This is a genomic window from Kribbella sp. VKM Ac-2568 (assembly GCF_004345365.1).
Taxonomy (GTDB): domain Bacteria; phylum Actinomycetota; class Actinomycetes; order Propionibacteriales; family Kribbellaceae; genus Kribbella; species Kribbella orskensis.
Genome location: NZ_SLVF01000005.1, coordinates 55,668 through 78,479, shown reverse-complemented (window position 1 = coordinate 78,479; position 22,812 = coordinate 55,668). Strand labels below are relative to the sequence as shown.

The window sequence follows — 22,812 nt, the reverse complement described above, 5'->3', positions numbered from 1 at the left end:
TGACCCAGCGCATCACGATGTCCCTTCTCCGACTTTCACGCCGATGACCAGGTCGGTCACCAGTTGTGCCGCGGTCTCCACCGCGTCCTGGACGGCCGGGGTGAGCCCGATGCCGGTGCCTATGTCGCCTGGCTCGCAGCCGACCACCACCACTCTTCCCAAGGTCCCACCAAGTCGGGGTACAAGCGAGAGCACGGCGTCGGGGCCCAGGTCGTGCGCGTCCATGCTCACCTCCGGCCCGGGCTCCGGGTCCGGCTCGGCCTCGACCACGTAGACCGTCCCCGCCGGGCCTTCGCGGTGCACCGCGTCGATCAGTACGACGAGGTCGTACGGTTCGAGCAGTTGGTAGGCCAGGTGGATGCCGCGGATGCCGAAGTCCTGCACCTCGACCCCTTCCGGCCAGCTTTGCTGGGCGAGCTCGGCGACGACCGACACCCCGAAGGCGTCGTCGGTGCAGAACATGTTGCCCAGGCCGGCGACCAGGATCCGCGGGCTCATCCGGCACTCACCAGGGGCTCGATCTCGTCCGGGCTGAAGTACAGGTAGCGACCATGCGCGCGTTGCACCTCACCCTCCTCACCATCCAGCGCGACGGCGAGATGCGTCACGCCGTCCACGTCCGACAGCACCGCGACCACCGTGCCCACCCGGTCCGCGAGGAACATGTCCTGCGCGTCGGCCCGCCGTACGCCGGGACGCAGCCGGACGCGGACGCCGTTGCCGACGGCGACGCCACCGACCATCACGGTGTCGGTCTCGGGGGACACCGAGGTGTCGTTGCCGGGGTCCCACCAGGGCGCGTCGGCGGGCGCGGGCTCCGGCTCGGTGACCTTGCGCAGGTAGCGGACCGTGCCGTGCAGGCGATCCAGGATCTCCTGCGGCATCGAGTCCACCCGGTCGAGCATTGCCGCCGCGCGTGGGTCGGTACCGCGGACCTCACGCTTCTCCTCCTCGGTCAGCGTCATGGTGCGCAGGCTGAGGATCTCGTCGATCTCGGTGGCGTCGAACAGGTCGCCGTGGCTCTCCGGCGCGATCTGCGGGTGGTCGTAGAGGATGATCGGCGACGACAGCAACAGATCGCCGGCCAGCACCGGGAAGATGCCGAGGTTCTCGCACCCGGCCACGTAGCCGGTCGCCCATTCAGGGGGTTCGAGCAACGAGATGAAGCGGCAACCATCAGCGGCGACCAGCAGGTGATGCGCGATCAGTGCTTGTCGCAGCGCCCCGACTCGCTCGGAATCCTCGCCTGTACTGCGATTCTCCAACCGCAACCGCAGCCGGTTCACTCCGTAGGGTCCAGGCAACTCTTCTTTGCTAAGGGCAAGCACTCCTTCGAGTGGCAGGCGAGTCCGTTGCAGGAAACCCGCATCGCCGACCGCTTCCAGCTCGGCGCCTCCGGCAACGGAGAACGCCCTCTCGCAGGGCAGTTCGCGCAGGTCCACGGTGACGTCGACGTGCTGCTCGACGGCCTCGTCCCACGGCACGTACGAAGCGTCCTCGGTCTGCAGGGACTCCACCTCGACCCGCTCGGCGTTCAGCACGGTACGGCGTTGTGCCTGCAAGAAGCGGATCCGCACGGTCAGGACGGCCTCGTCCCCGTCGAGCAGGCAGTCCGTCTGCGACCAGGTCCGCTCGGACGGGTCGACCGCACCGTAGGCGGGCGGCATCAGGACGCCGAACTGCCAGCGCACCCGGTTCTTCCCGTCGGACGCGCGGTACGGGTACAGCACGTACCCCTCGAACAGCAACACGTCGGCGATCTGCTGGACACTCTCGAAGGACGGGGTCATTCCTGGCTCTCCTTCAGCAGCCGTTCGATCGCGTCGTCCCAGCCGGGCAGCGCCTCCCGGGCCCGGTAGCTGTAGAGCTTGTCGAAGGTGTCCCGCCGCAACTTCAGCCAGGCGGCCCCGGGGAAGTGCTGGTCCATCGCCTCGCGCCAGACCGGTACGGGGAGGGCGTACGACGCCTCCTTCTGCCAGGCGACCGGTGTCACAGACAAGGTGCCGGCCCGGCCGGTGAAGATCGTGCCGTTGAACAGCAGCAACAGCGGCACCCCTCCCTCGCGGACTGCGTAGAGATACTTGTGCGCGGCGACGTCGAAGTCGTAGCTGCACGGCAGATTGAGATCCACCTCGGTCGACCCGGTGAACCCCGGCACCATCTGCGTGACGAAGGCCAGTTGCAGCGGCTTCAGCGTCTCGCCCCAGCGGGCACGATCGCCGAACAGGTCCGCCAGACCATCAGCCTCTTCGTCGTCGTAGCGGCGCTTGATCGGCTCGATCCTGATCTGGCAGCGCAACGCGAGCGCATGCACCGGCGTACCGGTCGTCTCGGTGATCCTCAGGTGCAGCAGCACGGTCGGCGTCGCGGCGTACCGGTCGGCGTCCGCGCCGACGCAGGTGAACTCGAGGTCAACCACGGCAGCGCTCCTTCACCCGGGCGAAGAACCCGTCGATCCGTCCCCAGACCTCCTCGCCTCCCGCGAACCCCTCCCAGTACTGCCGGACGATGCCGACCAGTTCGTAGCAGGAGTCGATCGGGACCAGGTAGCACTCGAAGCCGTCGTCGAGCCGGCGCAGCAGCACCGCCTCCACGTCCGGGATCAGCTCGCCCAGCAGGGGATCCGCCGCGACCACCTCGTCCCAGCTGGCCAGGTCGAGCAACGACTCGGTCGCGCCGCCCGGACTCGGGTAGAACGCGACGTTCCTGTCCTGATCGGTCTGGTGGAAGAGGAAGGCCAGGTTCACCGGAATGCCCAGCGCTTCCCACTGCGCCGACGACATCGAGAAGTCCTGGTTGAACCGGTAGTTCTCCGGTACGGCGCGGTAGTGCCCGCGCGAGGCTGCCTCGGCGTTGAAGAGCAGGTAGCACGGCCGGCAGGTGCACAGCAGCCGGTGATCCGGTACATCCGCGATGTGCGAGTGCTCCGGACCGATCGGCACCGCGCACATCTCGCACTGCTCACCCGGCGCGAGTTGTTCCCGCACCCCACCCGTGAAGCCGCGAAGCACCGCCACCGGGTCCACAGGTGGCGGTGGTTTGTCCCGCGCGAGCGATCTCAGCGTCGATGAGGGCCTCACGCCGGCTGCCTCCCCGGTACTGCGACCTTCCAGCCGGTGGCGTCGGGCAGCAGCGGCAGGGCCTCGAGTGCCTCGGACCCGACAGGTGCAAGCGCACGCCCGGCCAGGCGGACGTCGTACACGGCGGTGCAGCGCGGGCAGGTGAGCTCGTCTCCAGTGAGTTCACCGTGGTGCAGGACGGACGAGCAGGCGGGGCAGCTGTTCCGGTAGGCGAAGTAGGTGCCACCGAGGTTCGCGACCAGGAGTTCGAGGTCTGCGACCACGAGCTTCTGGACCTGGCCGGGCGCCGTGACCAGGTCGAGCCGGTACCAGCCCTCGGTCTCCTGACTGGGCCGGAACGGCTCGATCGTCAGCAAGGTCTGCTTCTTGGCTGCGACCATTCCCTCCACGTCGACGGCGACGGCCTCGGGGGCGGCGTCCAGCACGGCGTTCTCCACCGTGAGCCGGACCGTTGCCGTCGAGCCGGGGCAACCGTCGCAGCTGCCCTGCAACCGTAGGTGCACGACTCCGTCGTCATCGATGCCCAGATAGTCGATCCCGCCGGCATGGGAGCCGAGGTACGGCCGGACGCTGTCCAGGGCGCCCTGGATCCGGGTCGCGACGTCGTCCGGGTGGAGATCGTGCAGCAACAGCATCCCGGTGACGAGATCGTCCTCCAGCAGGCCCCGGACCTGGGGTTCGTCCAGCCGGGCCAGCAGTTGTTCGAGGCCCGCGCCGTGCAGGGACAACACGGCGCGAACCAGCTCCTCGACCTTCTCGGTCACGTCCGGCTCGGCGCGCCGCTGGACCTCGTCCAGCAGCACGTCGATCCGCTCGCTCAGCGCTTGCGCGTCGCGACGGTCCATGTCAGTACGGCTTGACCGCGAGCGTGGGCGAGTGCAGATGGGTCTTCTCTCTCCCGTTCCCGACGAACATGTGCACACCGCACGGCAGGCAGGGATCGAAGCTGCGCACCGCGCGCATGATGTCGATGCCCTTGAACCGGTCGGGTGGGTTCTCCTCGAAGATCGGCGTGTTCTGTACGGCGTCCTCGTACGGCCCGGGGGTTCCGTAGGAGTCGCGCACACTCCCGTTCCACGGGGTCGGTGGGTACGGGTGGTAGTTCGCGATCTTGCCGTCGCGGATCACCATGTGGTGCGACAGCACGCCCCGCACGGCCTCGGTGAAACCGCAGGAGATCGCGTTGTCCGGGACCTTGAACGGGGTCCAGGTCTCGGTCCGGCCGGCCCTGACCTCGGCCATCGCCTTCTCGCAGAAGTGCAGCGCCAGCCCGGCCGCGTACGCCTGGAAGTAGGTCCGGGCCCGGTTCCGCTCGATCGCGTTGCTCCACCGCGGGATCTTCCACTCGTACTCCGTGGCCGGCTTCAGCGCGGTCCGGGGGAGCTGGATCTTCACGCTGTTGCCGGTGGCCTGGACGTAGGTGGTGTTGACCAGTCCGGAAAGCGCGGTCGACCAGAGGCGCGCGATCGGGCCGCCGCCGGTGTCGAGCGCCAGGTGGTCGGTGCCGTCGAACCAGCGCGGCGACATCGTCCAGCTGTAGGCGTTCGAGAAGTCGCGCTTCTGCGGCTTCGGCAGGGTGTGCTGGTTCCACGGGTGCCGGACGTCGACGGGGTTGCCCAGCGGGTCCCGGTCGACGAACTTCTCGTGGCTGCCGTCGGCCCAGTCGTCGTAGAACGAGCTGCCGAGCAGGATCCGCAGGCCGAGGTTGATGTCGACCAGGTTGTTGGTGACGAGCCGGCCGTCCACCACCACGCCCGGGGTGACGAACATCCGCTTGCCCCAGGCATCCATGTTCTCGTACTTGAAGTCGCAGATCGCCGGGTCGTTCAGACTGCCCCAGCAGCCGAGCAGGATGCGCCGCTCGCCGACGTGCTCGTAGCCGGGCAGCGCCTCGTAGAAGAAGTCGAACAGGTCGTCGTGCAACGGTACGACCTTCTTCATGAACTCGACGTAGCGCATCAGCCGGGTCAGGTAGTCGGTGAACAGCTGGATCGTCGCGACCGTGCCGACACCGCCGGGGTACAGCGTGGACGGGTGGACGTGCCGGCCCTCCATCAGGCAGAACATCTCGCGGGTGTAGCGGCTGACGTGCAGCGCCTCGCGGTAGAAGTCGCCCTCCAGCGGGTTCAGCGACCGCATGATGTCGCCGATCGTGCGGTACCCGTGGTCGCCGGCGTGCGGCGCCTCGGTTCGGTTCGCCAGTTCGAGCACGCCCGGGTTGGTCTCCCGGACCATCCGCTCGCAGTAGTCCACCCCGACCAGGTTCTCCTGGAAGATGTTGTGGTCGAACATGTACTCCGCGGCCTCGCCCAGGTTGACGATCCACTCGCCCAGGTGCGGCGGCGCGACGCCGTACGCCATGTTCTGCGCGTAGACCGAGCAGGTGGCGTGGTTGTCGCCGCAGATGCCGCAGATCCGGCTGGTGATGAAGTGCGCGTCGCGCGGGTCCTTGCCCTTCATGAAGATGCTGTAGCCGCGGAAGATCGACGAGGTGCTGTGGCACTCCTCGACCGTCTTGGACTTGAAGTTCACCTTGGCGTAGATACCCAGGCTGCCGACGATCCGGGTGATCGGGTCCCAGGCCATCTCCACGACGTCGGAGCTCTTGTCGGCGTCCAGCGCGGAGCCGACCTTCGGTTCGGTGGTGGTCATGGCTGGACTACCTTCTCGTAGCCGGTCGTGAGGGTCGATCCCTTGTGCCGCCATTGGGGCTCTTTGTTCGCCGTGTTCTGGGTGATCTTGCGCAGCCGCCGGATCACGGTGCCGTAGGCCGTGCTGGCGGCGACGGAGACCTTGCTGCCCGGTGGTTCGTCCATGAACGGCATGAACTTGTCCGGGAACCCGGGCATCGTGCAGGCGATGCAGATACCGCCCACGTTCGGGCAGCCGCCGACGCCGTTGATCCAGCCCCGCTTGGGCACGTTGCAGTTCACCACCGGTCCCCAGCAGCCCAGTTTCACCAGGCACTTCGGCGAGCCGTACTCCTTGGCGAAGTCGCCCTGCTCGTAGTACCCGGCGCGGTCGCAGCCCTCGTGCACGGTCCGGCCGAACAGCCATTGCGGTCGCAGTTCGGCGTCCAGCGGGATCATCGGCGCCTGGCCGGCCACCTGGTAGAGCAGGTACACGAGCGTCTCGGACAGGTTGTCGGGATGAATGGGGCAACCTGGCACGCAGACGATCGGTAGTCCGGCCTTCGACTTCCAGCCCCAGCCGAGGTAGTCCGGCACCCCCATCGCACCGGTTGGATTCCCTGCCATCGCGTGGATCCCGCCGTACGCCGCACAGGTGCCGACGGCAACTACCGCGGTCGCCTTCGGGGCCAGCCGGTCGAGCCACTCCGAGGTCTTCATCGGCTGTCCGGTGGCCGGGTTGTTGCCGAAGCCGGCCCAGTATCCGTCGGACTTGATCGCCTCGTTCGGAATGGAGCCCTCCACCACCAGGACGAAGGGTTCGAGCTCACCGCGGTCGGCCTTGTGCCACCACTCGATGAAGTTGTCCGCGCCCGTCTCCGGGCCGCACTCGAAGTCGATCAGCGGCCAGTGCACCGCGACCCTCGGCAGTCCCGGCAGCGCCCCCAGCACGATCTCCTCGATGCTGGGCTGGGTGGCCGCGGTGAGCGCGACGGAGTCCCCGTCGCAGCTCAGCCCGCCGTTCATCCAGAGAATGTGGACGACACCTTCGTCGGCCGTCTCCTGTGCCTGATCTGGTTCCAGAGTCATCGACATCGTCCGAGCCTCCTCAGGAGTTCTCCTTCGGACAGTACGTCCGGAATGCGCACCCGGACAGACACTTGTGTCGGGTATTAATGGCCCTTTCGCGTAATCCCGGATTCCGCGATTTCGCGACACCGTTTCGGAGCGTTAGGCAAGCCTAAGCTAAAGATATTCCAAGCTTATTCGACAAGGTCACCCGCGAGTCGTCGACTACCACCTTCCGTGACGGCTACCTTTGAGCACCGAAAGCATTCTCTGAGAGCCGTGCCGACATGTCCGCTGATCCCCCGCCGGACGGCCTCGACGGCGGCGTGTTCATCTCGCCGGTGGTCGTCGTCGCCCACACCTTCCCGGCCCGGCCGGGTTCGCTGCCTGACGCCGAGCTGTTCGTCCGCGAGGCGATCGAGCCGCTGGAGCTGGAGCCGGCCGAGAACATGGCGCTGTACGACGCGATCACGTCGGCCATGCTCGAGGCCGCCGGCCCCGACGACGGCGTCTTCGACGTGACCGTGCGGATCTTTCCCGACGGAGTCGAGGTCGAGGTCCTCCACGGTGCGGGACGGCGGGCAGGCGCGTCCCCACGGGTCGGCGAGGAGGCTTTCGCCGACTGGCTGACCGCCGTACTGCGCCGCCAGGGGCTCTCCCAGCAGGCGGCCGCGAGCCGGATCGGAGTCTCGGTCCGGACGGTCAGCCGGTGGCTCAGCGGGACGACGGAGCCCCGGCTGCGCGACCTCCGCCGAGTGCACGCGATCTTCGGGCCGCCGCCCGAGTAGACACTCCGGTAATGACCGGTCCGGTATTTCCGGACTCTGGTGGACATCAGCTCGCGGGTCTACGCTGCGAAATTGTCCGCATATGGCCGAATTCGTCAGCGCGCTCGGTCTCGTCACCCCGGAAGTCCGACAAATCCATCAGCAGGTGGTGGGGGCCACGACCGGTCCGGCTTCACGCATCCGCGCATCTGTCGTCGTGTCCGGCGTCGTCCAGGGCGTCGGTTTCCGGCCGTTCGTCTATGCCCTGGCGCGGGAGCTCGGACTGTCCGGCGAGGTCGCGAACACCGCGGCCGGGGTGATCGCCGAGGTGGAGGGTCCGGCGGATGCGGTCGAGGCTTTCGGTCGCAGGATCGCGGCCGACGCGCCGCCGCTGGCCGTGGTGGAGACGGTGGAGTGCGAGGTGGTGCCCGCACGGGGTGGCACGGACTTCGTCATCCTCGACTCCGCGGCCGGGGCGGGGCGCACCCTGGTCTCCCCGGATGTTGCCACCTGCAACGACTGTCTGACCGAGTTCGCCGATCCGGCCGACCGTCGCCACCGGCATCCGTTCATCACCTGTACGAACTGCGGGCCGCGCTTCACCATCATCACCGGCCTGCCCTACGACCGCCCGGCGACCACGATGGCTGCCTTCCCGCTGTGTCCCGACTGCGCCCGCGAGTACGGCGACCCCGCTGACCGCCGGTTCCACGCCCAGCCGATCGCCTGTCCCAACTGCGGCCCGCGTCTGTGCCTGACCACGCCCGCCACCGACCCGCAGTACGGCGAGGAAGCGTTGGCGGGGGCGCTGGGGATGTTGCGGGCCGGCGGGATCGTGGCGGTCAAGGGTCTCGGTGGGTTCCATCTGGTGTGCGACGCGACCGATGAGGCCGCTGTGACGACGCTGCGCAAGCGGAAGGATCGAGGCGACAAGCCGTTCGCGGTCATGGCCGCCGATCTCGACACCGCCCGGCGGATGACGGAGGTGGACGAGGTCGAGGCCGCGCTGCTGACCGGGCATCGGCGGCCGATCGTGTTGCTCAGAAGGCTTCCCGATGCGGCCGTTGCTGCCGCAGTCGCCCCGGGCAACCCGGATCTTGGGGTGATGTTGCCGTACACCCCGTTGCACCGGTTGCTCTTCGAGGGTTTGTCGGTGCTGGTGATGACGAGTGGCAATGTGTCGGGTGAGCCGATCGTCACCTCCGACGAGGATGCGGCCATCCGGTTGGCACCGCTGGCCGACGGGTGGCTGGGACACGACCGGGCGATTCACGTTCCCTGTGACGACTCTGTGGTCCGGATCGTCGCCGGCACGGAACTGCCGATCCGGCGGTCCCGGGGGTATGCGCCGTTCCCGGTCGCGCTGCCTGTTCCCGTCCGTCCGGCGCTCGCTGTCGGTGGAGACCTGAAGAACACCTTCTGTCTTGGTGACGGTCGCTATGCCTGGCTCTCCGCGCACGTCGGCGACATGGATGACCTCGCCACGCTGGCCGCCTTCGAGAAGGCCGAGCGTCATCTGGAGGAACTGACCGGCGTCCGGCCCGAGGTACTCGTGACGGACAAGCACCCGGCGTACCGGTCCCGGCAGTGGGCAGAGCTGCACGCGGATGGGCGGCCGGTGATCGGCGTACAGCATCATCATGCGCACCTCGCGTCCGTGCTGGCGGAGCACGGGTACGACGGGGCGGAGCCGGTGATCGGGTTCGCCTTCGACGGGACCGGGTACGGCGACGACGGCGCGGTCTGGGGTGGTGAGGTGCTGCTCGCCGGGTACGACGGCTTCGAGCGGTACGCACACCTGAGCTATGTCCCGTTGCCCGGTGGGGATGCGGGTGTCCGGAATCCCTGCCGGATGGCCCTGTCGCACCTCATGGCGGCCGGGCTGCCTTGGGACCCGCGGCTGCCGTCGGTACAGGCCTGCGGCGACGAGGAGTTGAGGCTGCTCCGGATCCAGCTGGAGCGGAACCTCGCCTGCGCGCCGACCTCGAGCATGGGTCGTTTGTTCGACGCGGTGTCCTCGCTGGCGGGCGTCTGTCACCGCGTCGGCTACGAAGCGCAGGCCGCGATCGAGTTGGAAGGGCTGGCCGTCGGATGTCCGGTCGACCGCGCCTACGAGTTCGGCCTGAGCGCGCCCGTCGCGGGCTTCCCCGGCCTGATCGATCCCACGCCCGTCCTGGCCGAGGTGGTGCAAGACGTCCTCGCCGGGGTCGGCGCCGGGGTGGTCGGACTGCGGTTCCACCAGGCCGTCGCGCGGGCGATGGTCCGGATCGCCGAGCGGGTCAGAGCCGATCGCGGGTTGTCCACGGTCGCCCTGTCGGGTGGGGTGTTCGTCAACCGATTGTTGCTCGCAGCAAGCAGTCGGGCGTTGTCCAAGGCCGGTTTCACCGTTCTGCGGCATGCGAAGGTGCCGCCGACCGATGCCGGTATCGCACTCGGGCAGCTGGCCGTCGCGGCCCGCGTGCCGGCACGAAGGGAGCAATCAGCATGTGTCTAGCGGTACCAGGACGAGTGGTGGAGATCCGGGACGAGGACGACACCCGGATGGGCAAGGTCGACTTCGGCGGCGTGATCAAGGACGTCTGCCTGGCCTATCTGCCCGACCTGCAGGTGGGCGAGTACACGATCGTGCACGTCGGGTTCGCGTTGCAGCGGCTGGACGAGGAGTCGGCGATGCAGTCGCTGGAGCTCTACCGGCAGTTGGGCGCACTGGAGGAGGAGTTCGGCGACCACTGGGGGATCGCCGCACGGCAGGCCGGGGAACGGCGGCCGCCGGGGACAGAGGAGACACTGCGATGAAGTATCTGGCCGAGTTCAGCGATCCCGATCTGGCCAAGAAGCTGGTCGACCAGATCCACGCCACGGTGACGAAGCCGTGGGCGATGATGGAGGTCTGCGGCGGGCAGACCCACACGATCGTGCGGCATGGCATCGACCAGTTGCTGCCCGACGGCGTCGAGATGATCCACGGGCCGGGCTGCCCGGTCTGCGTCACGCCGCTGGAGATCATCGACAAGGCGCTGGAGATCGCCTCGCAGCCCGGGGTGATCTTCTGTTCGTTCGGCGACATGCTGCGGGTGCCGGGCAGCGGGCGTGACCTGTTCCGGATCAAGAGCGAGGGTGGCGACGTCCGGGTGGTCTACTCACCGCTGGACGCGCTCAAGATCGCCAAGGACAACCCGGACAAGCAGGTGGTCTTCTTCGGCATCGGCTTCGAGACCACCGCGCCGCCGAACGCGATGACGGTCTACCAGGCCAAGCGGCTGGGCCTCCCGAACTTCAGCCTGCTGGTTTCGCACGTCCGGGTGCCACCCGCGATCGCGGCGATCATGCAGTCGCCCGACTGCCGGGTGCAGGCGTTCCTTGCCGCCGGCCACGTCTGCAGCGTGATGGGCATCTCGGAGTACCCGGAGCTGGCCGCGAAGTACAAGGTGCCGATCGTGGTGACCGGCTTCGAACCGCTGGACATCCTGGCCGGCATCCTGCGCACGGTGACCCAGTTGGAGCGCGGCGAGTACGTCGTCGAGAACGCGTACCGGCGGGCCGTGCGGGACGAGGGCAACCCCGCCGCGAAGGAGATGCTCGCCGACGTCTTCGAGACCACCGACCGCGCCTGGCGGGGGATCGGGATGATCCCGCAGAGCGGCTGGAGGTTGTCTCCGCGCTATCGGGAGTACGACGCGGAGTACCGCTTCCAGGTGCGGGACATCGCCACCGAGGAGTCGACGATCTGCCGCAGCGGCGAGGTGCTGCAGGGGCAGATCAAGCCGCACGAGTGCGAGGCGTTCGGCACGCTCTGCACGCCACGCAACCCGCTGGGCGCCACCATGGTCTCGAGCGAGGGCGCATGCGCGGCCTACTACCTCTACCGCCGGCTCCAGACGCCGGCGCCGGAGACCGCCTCGAAGACTGCTTCGAAGGCATCCGAGGCGGTGAGTTCTGTTGGCTGAGCGGGTGATGCTTCCTGATCCGGCTCTTCCCCCTACTTCCGAGGCGCAGCCGCCGAACTTCGACGGGTGGACGTGTCCTTTGCCGTTGCGCGACTACCCGACCATCGTGATGGGGCACGGGGGTGGTGGTCAGCTCTCCGGTGAGCTGATCGAGCACCTCTTCGTCCCGGCGTTCTCGAATCCGCTGCTGGAGGGGTTGACGGATTCGGCCGTGGTCACGTTGGGCGGTGCGCGGCTGGCGTTCTCGACCGACTCGTTCGTCGTGCAGCCGCTGTTCTTCCCGGGCGGCAGCATCGGCGACCTGGCGGTCAACGGCACCGTGAACGACCTGGCCATGTCGGGTGCGCAGCCGGCGTACCTGTCCTGCGGCTTCATCCTCGAGGAAGGAGTCGAACTGTCCGTCGTCGGCCGGATCGCCAAGGACCTCGGTACCGCGGCCGAGCGCGCGGGCGTCACCATCGCGACCGGCGACACGAAGGTGGTCGACACCGGTCACGGCGACGGCGTCTACATCAACACGGCCGGCATCGGGCTGGTCCGCGAAGGTGTGGACATCCGGCCGCAACGGGCGGTCCCGGGTGACGTGGTGATCGTCAGCGGCATGATCGGCGTGCACGGCATCGCGATCATGAGCGTGCGCGAAGGCATCTCGTTCGGTACCGAGGTGACCAGCGACTGCGCCCCGCTGAACGGCCTGGTCGACGCGATGCTCGACGCCACGCTCGACCTGCACGTACTGCGGGATCCCACCCGCGGCGGCGTCGCCACCTCGCTGAACGAGATCGCCAAGACGGCAGGGGTCGGGGTGGAACTGGTAGAGCGCGACCTGCCGATCCCCGAGACCGTCGCCAACGCCTGCGCCTTCCTCGGCCTCGACCCGCTCTACGTCGCGAACGAGGGCAAGCTCCTCGCGATCGTCGCCCCCGAGGATGCCGACCAGGTCCTGGCCGCGATCCGAGCCCATCCGCTTGGCGCCGACGCCGCGATCATCGGCGAATGCGTGGAAGCCCACCCCGGCATGGTCGTCACCAAAACCACCTTCGGTGCCACCCGCGTCGTCGACACCCCGATCGGAGAACAACTACCCCGCATCTGCTGAATGCCCTTGGCCACCGGCCGGCCAGTTCCCCGCCATCGACGTGGGCCGGCGGGTGCGCTGTCCGGCCGGTCCGCCCTGCCGAACTGCCGAACTGACGAACTGACGAACTGCCTAAGCGGTTCTCACAGGGCGTCCAGCCAGGTCTGCCACTCACCCAGCCCATCGCCCTTGGTAGCCGACACCTGAAGAATCCGCGCCTCCGGCTGCAACTGCCGGATCAATCCCAGACAAAGCTCCACATCAAAATCCACATACGGCAACAGATCGATCTTGTTGAGCAGGACGAGATCGGCGGTGCGGAACATGTAGGGGTACTTGGCGGGTTTGTCGGCGCCTTCGGTGACCGAGATGATCACCACGCGCGCGGTCTCGCCGAGGTCGAAGAGTGCGGGGCAGACGAGGTTGCCGACGTTCTCCACGAACACGAGCGAGTTGTCCGGTGGGGCAAGCTCCTTCAGGCCGCCGGCGAGCATCTGGGCGTCGAGGTGACAGCCCGCGCCGGTGTTGATCTGCACCACCCTGCTCCCGGTCGCGCGGATCCGCTGGGCATCGAGCCAGGTCTCCTGATCCCCTTCGATCACGAGGGTTTCGCGGACTCCGGCGTACGCGCGGACCGTGCTCTCCAGCAGCGTGGTCTTGCCGGAGCCGGGGGAGCTCATCAGGTTGATCGCGGTGATCCCGTGCTCCTGCAGCCGATGCCGGTTCGCCGCCGCCAGCCCGTCGTTCTTCGCCAGAATCTCCTGCTCCAGCAGGATCGTCCTGGTCTCCTCGACCGTCGCCGCCGGCGCATGGCCGTGCCCGTGCCCGTGCGCTTCGCCCGCTTCATGCTCGTGGTCGTGCGGGTGGTCGGCGTCGTGCGGGTGCTCGTGGTCGTGCGGTTGGTCGTGCTCGGTGACCAGGCTGATCCTGGTGCCGCTGCCTTCGCCGGAACATCCACAGGTGCTGCACATCGTCAGTGCACCTCCACCGAGATGATCCTCAACTGCTCGCCGCTGAGGATGTCTAGATCCGCGCTGCCACACGCGCACAGCATGATCGGGTCGTCCAGGTCGAACTCGTCACCGCACTCCCGACAGTACGCCCGCCCAGACGGCTCGTCGATGTCCAGCCGGGCGTCCTGCAGACCCGTGCCGTTCGCAACGATCTCGAAGCAGAACCGGATCGAGTCCACCACCACCCCGGACAACTTCCCGATCTCCAGGCGCACCGCCGCGATCGGTCCGTCGCCGACCTTCTCGACGATCGCATCGACCACGCTCTCCACAATGGCGAGCTCATGCACACCCCCGACGCTAAGCCGCCCCCCACCCACCCACAACCCCACCCGCCGCCCAGGCTCAAGACGTGCCGGGCAACTGCTGAGGTCGGGTGGGTGGCGTACGGAGTGACAGGAAGTACCGCGTTGTCAGTGCGCCTGAACAGCCCCGGTACGCATGGGGATTGACGCCGCGAGCGAGGTCTTCCTGTCGTTCGGTACAGCCGTGCCGGTGCAGCGGCTCGGGACGGCCCTATTGTGTGGCGACCCGGCCCACGTACGCCGGGCCTGTCACCTCTGAGAAATAACGGAAGGTCCCCGGACCACCGCCGCTGACGGACCACCTGGTCCGACGTACTACGGGGCTGTGGCTGATGTACTCCGGGCCGCGTGAGTTGGCAAAACTGCGGACCCGGACTCAGAAAACAAACAGCCGGTGGGGACCACGAGGTCCACCACCGGCCGTTGTTTTGTGTGGGTTTAGAAATCGCCGCCGAAGTCGCCGCCGCCGAAGTCCCAGCCGCCGGAGTCGCCGCCGCCGCCGTCGCCGCCGAAGTCGAAGCCGCCGCCGTCACCGCCGTCGCCGCCGCCGTCACCTCCACCATCGCCGCCGCCGTCACCGCCGCCGTCGTAGCCGGATGCGTAGTCGCCGTAGCCGCCGCCGGCGAACATGCCGCCGAGCATGGTGCCGAGGAACATACCGGTCATCACGCCGCCCAGGGCGCCGAACATGCCTTGTGCGTAAGGCGAGTAGGCCGGGCCGGCCTCCCAGTACGGGACGCGCTGCGGGCCGACCATGACCTTGCGGACGTCCGGCTCGGCGCCGGCGCGGACGCGCTCGGCGTCAGCGGCGCAGGCCGGTACTTCGCGGGGTGCGCCGCCCGGAGGAGACCACATCACGTCCACCACGGACGGGCCGTGCTGCGGGTTGAAGAAGCAGGACGGGCGCCGCTGCGGCAGGGGCTCGTCGTTGACCCGGGCGCGGACGCACGCCATCGCGTAGCGGCCGTCCTCCAGGATCTCGATCACGTGCTTGATCTGCTCGGCCTCGGTGACCTTGCCGACCGCTTCCTTGGCCGCCTCGTACGAGTCGAGGGCGCGCTGGTAGTCCTGCCGGGCGCCGTCGCCGAGGTCCTTGCCGACCATGTCCAGGTCGAGGTCCTGCAGCTCCTCGCCGAACTTGGTGATGTCCTCGTCCGCGGTGCGCTTGACCGATTCGAGCTCGGCCGAGCTGATCTCGTCCCTCTTCTTGGTCTGCAGCTGCGTGCGCCGGTACGAGCGGTAAGCCAGTACGGCGATCACGACAACCGCGATCAACAGGATGAATTCCATGACGCGCCTTCCTCGACGAGTGTTGCGTCGAGCCTACCGGGATCGGGAAACCGACCGAAATCTCCTGAGAATCTCCTGAAAATCAGTGGGATCGGGCGCCCTCGTACCGTTTCCTCATCGCCGGGCTCGCCGCGGGTCCGGAGGTGAAGACGAAGTCCGGTCCGTCGATTCGTCGGCCGGTCGCCTGGTCGACGACAACAGGCTCGACCTCCTTGCCGGTCTCGCTGTCGACCAGGATCATCGTCCGGTCCTCAGGCGCGAGCCGCTCGTTGCCCCACGCGGCCAGGGTGATGATCACCGGCCGCAGCGACAGCCCGAGCTCGGTCAGCACATATTCGTACCGCGGCGGCTTGTCCTGGTACTGCCGGCGCTCCAGCAATCCGTCGTCCACAAGGGTTCTGAGCCGCGTGGTCAGCATGCTCGACGAGATCTTCAGGTTGCGCTGGAACTCGTCGAAGCGGGTGAATCCGTCGAAGGCGTCGTGCAGGATGAGCAGCGTCCACCACTCGCCGACGTGCTGCACGGTCGTGGACAGAGGGCAGGACAGGTCCTCCAGCCGGAACCGGTTGGTCATCCCGCCTCACCCCACTCGGACTGCGCTTCGGGTCACTGCGCCTCGTGTCACTTCGATTTCAGCAGTAATTCTAGCCACCGGGCCGAACGCCACGCAGGGTGACGACAATGCGCGGGTTTCGAGTCACGCCGTGCGCATAATCGATTACTGCTGTCCCCGCAAGGTCTGGGACCACATCAGTGACGCCCTGGCCGGAAGGCTGACCCATGAGCCATCTTCCCCGACTGGCCCCGTTCCTTCACCGGCTGGCCCTGCCCCGGCTGGCCCTGCCCCGACTGGCACTGACCGCGGTGACGGGCCTCGCCCTGTTCGCGCCTGCGGCGGCCCTGCAGCCGGGCTCAGCTCAACCAGTCGCGACGCAGAGTGCACAACTCGAGCCGAGCTACGAAGAAGTCCCGCTGCGACCGAGCTCCGGAGTGCTGCAACAGAGCCCCGGTGCGCTGCGACAGAGCCCCGGTACGGCGTACGCGAGCGCAGCGGTTTCGCGGACGAAGCGGTTCAGCCTCGTCGGTGTGACCTGGCCGAGCCGGGTGAACTCGCAGCAGGTCGAGGTCAAGGTGCGCGTCCAGCGCAAGGGCAAGTGGATCGCCTGGAAACGACTCCCGGTCGAGGACGACCACGCGCCCGACCCGTCCGCCCCGGAAGGTGTCGAGCGATCGGGCACCGAGCCGTACTGGGTCGGCGACGCGAACGGCGTACAGGTCAGCCTGACAACGACAGACGGTACGACGATCCGCGGCGCCAAGGTCGCCCTGATCCAGCCGGGCACTCTCGCCACCGACGCGGAACCGCCGGCCACCGCGCAGGCAGTTCCGCCGATTGCCGCCCAGGCAGTTCCCCTGGCGGTCAGCGCCGCGCCGTACGCGATGCCGCCTATCGTCACCCGCCGCGGCTGGGGTGCCGACGAACGGTTGCGCGCCTACAACGGCGCGGCCTGTGCGAAGCCGAAGTACACCAGTACCGTGCAGGCGGCCTTCGTGCACCACACGGTCGACCGGAACGACTACACCCACACCCAGGTCGCGGCGATGGTCCGCGGCATGTACGCGTACCACGTCAGGAGCCGTGGCTGGTGCGATATCGGCTACAACTTCCTGGTCGACCGGTTCGGCCGTGCCTTCGAAGGCCGGTACGGCGGGATGCATCTGCCGGTGCTCGGCGCGCACACCGGGTCGTACAACGCGAACTCGTTCGGCGTCTCGCTGATAGGCAACTACGAGACCGCCGCGCCTTCGGCCGCGTCCATGGAGACGACGGCCAGGATCATCGCCTGGAAGATGGACGCCAACTACCGTTCGCCCCACACCACCCTCATCCTGGCCGGCACCAAGTTGCTCAGCATCTCGGGCCATCGCGACACCACGGCGACCGCCTGCCCGGGCAAGAATCTGTACGCCGCCCTGCCCTGGCTGCGGCAGCGGACACACATCCTGATGGGCAAGAGCGTCGCCACCGAGATCTACCGCTTCTCCCTCCGGCTCGGCGGGTTCCCGGTGGTCGGCCAGCCGGTCTGGGGCGAGCATGCGACCAGGACCGGACGGGCGACCTACTTCGGCGTCCGGGACATCCACTGGTCCGTTGCCACCGGTCCCCATTCGGTGGTGGGCTCGTTCCGCACCCTCTACCGGAAACTGGGGGACAGCCGGCTGGGACTGCCGATCACCGAGATGTACGCCGTCAAGGGCGGCAAGCGGCAGAACTTCCAGCGCGGGTCGATGGTCTATCACACCGCCGACCGCAAGGTTTACATCCAGTACAAGGCGCTCTCGTGAAGCGCGCGATGGTCGCCCTGGTCCTGGCCTCGACGTTGCTCAGCGCAACGGCCGAGGCGCGCGAGGCGTTGCCCGCCGACCAGCAGGCGAACACCACGATCACCGGACGCGGCTACGGTCACGGACGCGGCATGTCGCAGTACGGCGCTCAGGGCGCGGCGATCGCCGGACGCTCGGCCAAGCAGATCCTCGACTTCTACTACCCCGGTACGACGGTGGGGAAGGCGACGGGTGGTATCCGGATTCGGATCACCGCGGACACCACCGACGGGGTCCGGGTCGCGGCGGCGAACCAGCTGCGGATCCGCGACCTCAAGGCGGGCCAGGTCACAACGTTGCCCACGGCATCCACCCGGAACCAGTGGTCGATCGACCCGTACGGCGAACACGGGTCGAGGGTGAGGTCGTACAACGCCAGGACGAAGGCGTGGACCCTCTGGAAGACCCTCGCGGGGATGGCGCAGTTCGAAGGACCGACGGCGATCTCGCTGATCCTGCCGAGCGGGTCGGTGGTCAGGTACCGCGGCGCGCTCCGATCGGGGGATGTCACCGGCGCACACCTGGACACGATCAACGTGCTGCCGCTGGAGAGCTACTTGCGCGGCGTGGTTCCGCGGGAGGCCCTGGTGAGTTGGAAACCTGCCGCGCTCCAGGCGCAGTCGGTTGCCGCGCGCACCTATTCGGCGTACTACCGCAAACGCAACACCGCGCGGATCTACGACCTGTGTGACACCACCTCGTGCCAGGTCTACGGCGGCTACAACTCGGAGCAGACCGCGACCAACACGGCGATCACGGCCACGGCCGGCCAGATCCGCCTCTACAAGGGCAACCCGATCATCGCGGAGTTCTCCTCGTCGAACGGTGGGGCCACAGCAGCGGGCACGGTGGCGTACCAGGTGATGAAGGTGGACGGCTGGGACGCCTACCCGGGCAACAAGAATCCGCACGCCAGTTGGTCGGTGAGCAGGACCAGTGCGCAGTTGCAGGCGGCCTTCGGGGTCGGATCGCTGCGCAGTCTGCGCGTGACGAAGCGGACCGGTGTCGGTCCTACGGGAGGTCGCGTAGTGACGGTCGAGGCGGTCGGTTCGAGCGGCAAGCGGGTGTTCACCGGCGACCAGGTCCGGGCGAAACTCGGGCTCCGCTCGGCCTGGTTCACCTTCGTACCACCGCAGCCGGCGGCGGTTGGCATATCAAGCCAACCGGAAATCGGCTGACCGCGAGCCATTGACGCGGAATCCCTGCGACGGTTAGAAACTGACATCGATGTCAACCGCTGCCGCCCCAGGAGGAGCAGGTCGATGGCCAGAAAATTTGGTATATCAACTCGGAGGATCGCCGGCGGATTACTCGCCGCCGGGATGCTCGCCGCACTGCACGCCCCGGCCGCCGAGGCTGCGCCGGCCGCAGAGACAGCCCAGACGACCGTGAACCCGGCCGCACGCGCCACCGCGTCGTACCAGGCGCTGAACAAGTACTTCGCCGCCGGCCCGGGCCTGCTGCTGGAGGAGTATCCGAACACCCAGCAGAACCCGTACTCCTACGTCTGGCCGTACTCGCAGGCCGTGGTGGCCGCCGAGAACCTGGCGGGGATCCCGGGCATCGGGCGCAAGTGGTCCGATGAGGCCCAGCACCGCCTCAACGGCTACGAGCCCTACTGGAACGCGACGACCACGCCGAAGGGCTACGACTCGTACGTGCGCCCGCCGCTCGGCCAGGGTGGCGACAAGTTCTACGACGACAACGAGTGGATCGGCCTGAACCTGATCCAGCACTACCAGCGGACTGGTGACCGCTCGTCGCTGGCCCGGGCGAAGGAGATCTTCGCGCTCGTCGTGCACGGCTGGGACACCGATCCGGCGCACCCCTGTGCGGGTGGCGTCTACTGGACCCAGGCACCGTGGAGCCAGGACCGCAACACGGTGTCGAACGGCCCGGGCGCTGAGCTCGGCGCGCACCTCTACCTGCTCACGAAGGACCAGTCGTACCTGACCTGGGCGAAGCGGATGTACGCCTGGGCGCAGCAGTGCATGCTCGCCCCGAACGGCCTGTACTGGGATCACATCGACCTGGCCGGGACGATCGAGAAGACGCAGTGGAGCTACAACCAGGGCGTCATGCTGGGCGCCGGCACTTTGTTGTACAAGGCAACACACGACAAGAAGTACCTGACCGACGCGAAGGCGCTCGCGAAGGCGTCGCTGGCGTTCTACAACACCGACGACCGGCTCTGGAAGCAGCCGACCCGGTTCAACTCGATCTACTTCAAGAACCTGCTGATCCTCGACTCGGTCTCGCCCGACGACAGCTACAAGGCGACCATGCAGGCGTACTCCGACCGCGCCTGGAGCGAGGTCCGCGATCCGGCCACCGGCCTCTACCACTTCGCCGACGGCCCGGTCCAACTGCTCGAGCAGTCCGGCATGATCCAGATCGACGCGCTGCTCGCCTGGCCCCGCAGCCGCTACGACGAACTCGCCTGAACCGTCTGAGCCGCACTTTGCTAAGACCGAACGCCCCGCCTGCCAGTACCGGCAGGCGGGGCGTTGGTCTGCTTGCTAGCTGGCCGCCGTGGCGGTCTTGATCTTGACCTCGAGGAAGGGCTTGCCGTCGGTCGGGCTTCCGCCCGGCTCCGGGACGACGCCGGCGTTGGCCACCTTGTCGATCACCTTCAGGCTGGTCGCGTCGACCGTCCCGAAGACCGTGTACGCCGGGCTCAGGCCGGCCGCGTCGCCGTACACGATGAAGAACTGGGAGCCGTTCGTGTTGGGGCCGGAGTTCGCCATCGCCAGCACGCCGCGTCCGTACTTCAGCTCGGGGAAGACCTCGTCCTTGAAGCTGTAGCCGGGGCCGCCGCTGCCGGTGGCGGACGGGTCGCCGCACTGCAGCACCTGGAGGCCTTCGACGGTGAGCCGGTGGCAGGTGGTGTTGTCGAAGTACTTCTGCCCGACGAGGCTGAGGAAGCTCTTCACCGCGCACGGCGCCAGGCTGCTGTCGAGGGTGAGGCGTACGTCGCCGACCGAGGTGTTCAGCGCGACCGGTGACGTGCCGCTGGCCTTGGTCTTGCCGTTCGGCGGCGGGTTGACCTGCTTGCTGGCGGGCTCCGCGGACTTCGTGAAGGTGCAGTCGACCTCGGCCGCGAGCGGGGTCGGGCGCTTGTTCGGCGCCGCGAGCGCGGTCGGGATCGACTTCGGCTTGTTCTCCGGGCCGGGCGAGGTCTGCGCGCTCGGACTGCTGCTCGGCGTGTCACCGGCGGCCGGCGTGTCGTCCCCGGTGTTGGCGGCGATCACGAAGACACCGGCGATCACCACGACCACCGCAACGATCGCCGTGATGGTGATCGTCAGCATCTTCCGCTGGCGGGCGCGCTCGGCCTCCCGCTCGGCCATCCGTTGGGCCTTCCGCTGGGCCAACTGATGCTGATGGGTCTTCTTGGACATCCAGAGTTCTCCTCACCGCGCGGCAATCCTCGAGGAAAGCTACAACCTAACCCTGAGAAACCCCTGTAAATCAGTCCTTGATCTCGCAGATGGCCGCGCCGGCGGCGACGGTGGCGCCTACCTCGGCGGACAGTCCGGTCACCGTGCCGGCCTTGTGGGCGTTCAGCGGCTGTTCCATCTTCATCGCCTCGAGGACGACGATGAGGTCGCCCTCGGCAACGGTCGCGCCTTCCTCGACGGCGATCTTGACGATGGTGCCCTGCATCGGCGAGGTCAGCGAGTCGCCCGAGGTGGCCGCGCCCTTCCCACCGCCGCTCGCGCGCCGGCCCGGCTTCTTCTTCGCGCCGTTGCCGGTGGCGACCGCGGACGCGCCGAGTCCGGCGGGCAGGACGACCTCGAGCCGCTTCCCGCCCACCTCGACGGTGACCTTCTCCCGCTCGCCAGGATCCTCGCCGGGCTCCGGCACGCCGTCGTACGGCGGGATCTGGTTGTCGAACTCGGTCTCGATCCAGCGGGTGTGCACCTTGAAGCCGTCCTCGCCGACGAAGGCGGGGTCGGACACCACGGCAGCGTGGAACGGTATGGCGCTCGGCATCCCCTCGACCACGAACTCCTTCAGCGCGCGGCGGGACCGCTCGAGCGCCTGGGTGCGGTCGCGGCCGGACACGATCAGCTTGGCCACCAGCGAGTCGAACGAGCCCGGCACGGTCTCGCCCTGGTCGTAGCCGCCGTCGAGCCGGATGCCCGGGCCGGACGGCGCGTGCCACTTGGTCAGCGTGCCCGGTGCGGGCAGGAAGCCTCGGCCCGGGTCCTCGGCGTTGATCCGGAACTCGATCGAGTGCCCGGAGATCTCTGGGTCGTCGTAGCCGAGCTCCTCGCCGTCGGCGATCCGGAACATCTCCCGGACCAGGTCGATGCCGGTGACCTCTTCGCTGACCGGGTGCTCGACCTGCAGCCGGGTGTTCACCTCGAGGAAGGAGATCAGGCCGTCCTGGCCGATCAGGAACTCGCAGGTGCCGGCGCCGACGTACCCGGCCTCGCGCAGGATCGCCTTGGACGACGTGTAGAGCGTCTCGAGCTGCTCGGGCGAGATGAACGGCGCGGGCGCCTCCTCGACCAGCTTCTGGTAGCGGCGCTGCAGCGAGCAGTCCCGGGTGGAGATCACCACGACGTTGCCGTGGGCATCGGCCAGGCACTGCGTCTCGACGTGCCGCGGCTTGTCCAGGTAGCGCTCGACGAAGCACTCGCCGCGGCCGAAGGCGCTGATCGCCTCGCGAGTCGCGGACTCGAACAGTTCCGGCACCTCTTCCATCGTGCGCGCGACCTTCATGCCGCGACCACCGCCGCCGTACGCCGCCTTGATCGCGATCGGCAGCCCGTACTCCGTGGCGAAGGCGACCACCTCGGCGGCGTCGGCCACCGGGTTCGGCGTACCGGGGACCTGCGGGGCGCCGACCTTCTCGGCGATGTGGCGCGCCTTCACCTTGTCGCCGAGGGAGTCGATGGCGCTCGGCGGCGGGCCGATCCAGATCAGCCCGGCGTCGATCACGGCCTGGGCGAACTCGGCGTTCTCGGCCAGGAAGCCGTAGCCGGGGTGGACCGCGTCCGCGCCGGAGCGGGCCGCGACCTCCAGGATCTTGGCGATGTTCAGGTAGGAGTCCGCCGGGGTCGCGCCGTCCAGCGAGTACGCCTCGTCGGCCAGCCGGACGAACAGGGCGTCGCGATCCTGTTCCGCGTACACCGCGACACTGCCCAGACCCGCGTCGGCGGCGGCGCGGACCACCCGGACGGCGATCTCACCCCGGTTCGCGACCAGGACCTTGCTGATGCGCTTGCTGTCAGACACAG

21 protein-coding genes are annotated in these 22,812 nt (G+C 68.1%); 8 read left to right on the top strand and 13 right to left on the bottom strand.

The window, feature by feature from the left end; translation table 11 throughout:
- Positions 1-12 precede the first annotated feature (12 nt).
- The 7 genes from EV648_RS14890 to EV648_RS14860 are packed head-to-tail and all read right to left on the bottom strand — an operon-like array spanning position 13 to position 6,805.
- Positions 13-498, bottom strand: coding sequence for a hydrogenase maturation protease (locus EV648_RS14890; RefSeq protein WP_132290831.1), 486 nt, complete (start codon positions 496-498; stop codon positions 13-15).
- Positions 495-1,790: a hypothetical protein gene (locus tag EV648_RS14885; RefSeq protein WP_132290828.1), complete on the bottom strand. Its 1,296-nt coding sequence runs from the start codon at positions 1,788-1,790 to the stop codon at positions 495-497. The genes EV648_RS14890 and EV648_RS14885 overlap by 4 nt, the downstream gene beginning before the upstream one ends.
- Complete coding sequence (locus tag EV648_RS14880) at positions 1,787-2,419, bottom strand: DUF6084 family protein (protein ID WP_132290825.1); 633 nt, start codon at positions 2,417-2,419, stop codon at positions 1,787-1,789. The genes EV648_RS14885 and EV648_RS14880 overlap by 4 nt, the downstream gene beginning before the upstream one ends.
- Entirely contained in the window at positions 2,412-3,080 is a 669-nt protein-coding gene (locus EV648_RS14875; RefSeq protein WP_199234624.1) for a DUF5947 family protein, read from the bottom strand. Before EV648_RS14875 ends, EV648_RS14880 begins: the two co-directional genes overlap by 8 nt.
- Positions 3,077-3,925, bottom strand: coding sequence for a NifU family protein (locus EV648_RS14870; RefSeq protein WP_132290822.1), 849 nt, complete (start codon positions 3,923-3,925; stop codon positions 3,077-3,079). The genes EV648_RS14875 and EV648_RS14870 overlap by 4 nt, the downstream gene beginning before the upstream one ends.
- A gap of 1 nt (position 3,926) precedes the next feature.
- The gene (locus EV648_RS14865) at positions 3,927-5,732 is read right to left on the bottom strand and encodes a nickel-dependent hydrogenase large subunit (RefSeq protein ID WP_132290819.1); all 1,806 of its coding nucleotides are present in this window, start codon (positions 5,730-5,732) and stop codon (positions 3,927-3,929) included.
- Entirely contained in the window at positions 5,729-6,805 is a 1,077-nt protein-coding gene (locus EV648_RS14860; RefSeq protein WP_199234623.1) for a hypothetical protein, read from the bottom strand. The genes EV648_RS14865 and EV648_RS14860 overlap by 4 nt, the downstream gene beginning before the upstream one ends.
- Positions 6,806-7,065: 260 nt before the next feature.
- Between EV648_RS14860 and EV648_RS14855 the strand changes: the two genes are divergently transcribed.
- The 5 genes from EV648_RS14855 to hypE all read left to right on the top strand — a co-directional run bounded on the left by EV648_RS14855 (position 7,066) and on the right by hypE (position 12,591).
- Positions 7,066-7,566 (top strand): helix-turn-helix transcriptional regulator, encoded by a 501-nt coding sequence (locus EV648_RS14855; protein ID WP_132290816.1) that lies wholly within the window; start codon positions 7,066-7,068, stop codon positions 7,564-7,566.
- Positions 7,567-7,648: 82 nt separating this feature from the next.
- Entirely contained in the window at positions 7,649-10,039 is a 2,391-nt protein-coding gene (gene hypF / locus EV648_RS14850) for a carbamoyltransferase HypF (RefSeq protein ID WP_132290813.1), read from the top strand.
- A gap of 17 nt (positions 10,040-10,056) precedes the next feature.
- Positions 10,057-10,341 (top strand): HypC/HybG/HupF family hydrogenase formation chaperone, encoded by a 285-nt coding sequence (locus tag EV648_RS14845; RefSeq protein ID WP_199234622.1) that lies wholly within the window; start codon positions 10,057-10,059, stop codon positions 10,339-10,341.
- On the top strand, positions 10,338-11,492 hold the full coding sequence (gene hypD / locus EV648_RS14840) for a hydrogenase formation protein HypD (RefSeq protein WP_132290807.1): 1,155 nt from the start codon (positions 10,338-10,340) through the stop codon (positions 11,490-11,492). Before EV648_RS14845 ends, hypD begins: the two co-directional genes overlap by 4 nt.
- Positions 11,485-12,591, top strand: coding sequence for a hydrogenase expression/formation protein HypE (gene hypE, locus EV648_RS14835; protein WP_241995192.1), 1,107 nt, complete (start codon positions 11,485-11,487; stop codon positions 12,589-12,591). The genes hypD and hypE overlap by 8 nt, the downstream gene beginning before the upstream one ends.
- Positions 12,592-12,713: 122 nt before the next feature.
- Here the strand turns inward: hypE and hypB are convergent, their stop codons facing one another.
- From hypB to EV648_RS14815, 4 genes are all read right to left on the bottom strand, one after another.
- A complete protein-coding gene (gene hypB / locus EV648_RS14830; RefSeq protein ID WP_132290804.1) occupies positions 12,714-13,541 on the bottom strand; it encodes a hydrogenase nickel incorporation protein HypB in 828 nt (275 codons plus the stop codon).
- A 2-nt stretch (positions 13,542-13,543) separates the two neighbouring features.
- On the bottom strand, positions 13,544-13,873 hold the full coding sequence (locus EV648_RS14825) for a hydrogenase maturation nickel metallochaperone HypA (protein WP_132290801.1): 330 nt from the start codon (positions 13,871-13,873) through the stop codon (positions 13,544-13,546).
- A 453-nt stretch (positions 13,874-14,326) separates the two neighbouring features.
- Positions 14,327-15,178: a hypothetical protein gene (locus tag EV648_RS14820; protein ID WP_132290798.1), complete on the bottom strand. Its 852-nt coding sequence runs from the start codon at positions 15,176-15,178 to the stop codon at positions 14,327-14,329.
- A gap of 82 nt (positions 15,179-15,260) precedes the next feature.
- A complete protein-coding gene (locus EV648_RS14815; protein WP_132290795.1) occupies positions 15,261-15,752 on the bottom strand; it encodes a helix-turn-helix domain-containing protein in 492 nt (163 codons plus the stop codon).
- 206 nt (positions 15,753-15,958) lie between these two features.
- Between EV648_RS14815 and EV648_RS14810 the strand changes: the two genes are divergently transcribed.
- The 3 genes from EV648_RS14810 (at position 15,959) to EV648_RS14800 (ending at position 20,007) form a co-directional block, all read left to right on the top strand.
- Complete coding sequence (locus EV648_RS14810) at positions 15,959-17,524, top strand: N-acetylmuramoyl-L-alanine amidase (protein WP_132290792.1); 1,566 nt, start codon at positions 15,959-15,961, stop codon at positions 17,522-17,524.
- Positions 17,521-18,741 carry a SpoIID/LytB domain-containing protein gene (locus EV648_RS14805; protein WP_241995189.1) on the top strand — a complete coding sequence of 407 codons (1,221 nt, stop codon included), beginning with the start codon at positions 17,521-17,523 and terminating at the stop codon, positions 18,739-18,741. Before EV648_RS14810 ends, EV648_RS14805 begins: the two co-directional genes overlap by 4 nt.
- 84 nt (positions 18,742-18,825) lie before the next feature.
- Positions 18,826-20,007 carry a glycoside hydrolase family 76 protein gene (locus tag EV648_RS14800; RefSeq protein WP_132290789.1) on the top strand — a complete coding sequence of 394 codons (1,182 nt, stop codon included), beginning with the start codon at positions 18,826-18,828 and terminating at the stop codon, positions 20,005-20,007.
- A gap of 75 nt (positions 20,008-20,082) precedes the next feature.
- Here EV648_RS14800 and EV648_RS14795 read toward each other — a convergent pair whose 3' ends face one another.
- Positions 20,083-20,964 (bottom strand): peptidylprolyl isomerase, encoded by an 882-nt coding sequence (locus EV648_RS14795; RefSeq protein ID WP_132290786.1) that lies wholly within the window; start codon positions 20,962-20,964, stop codon positions 20,083-20,085.
- 70 nt (positions 20,965-21,034) lie between these two features.
- Positions 21,035-22,810 carry a biotin carboxylase N-terminal domain-containing protein gene (locus EV648_RS14790; RefSeq protein WP_132290783.1) on the bottom strand — a complete coding sequence of 592 codons (1,776 nt, stop codon included), beginning with the start codon at positions 22,808-22,810 and terminating at the stop codon, positions 21,035-21,037.
- Positions 22,811-22,812 lie beyond the last annotated feature (2 nt).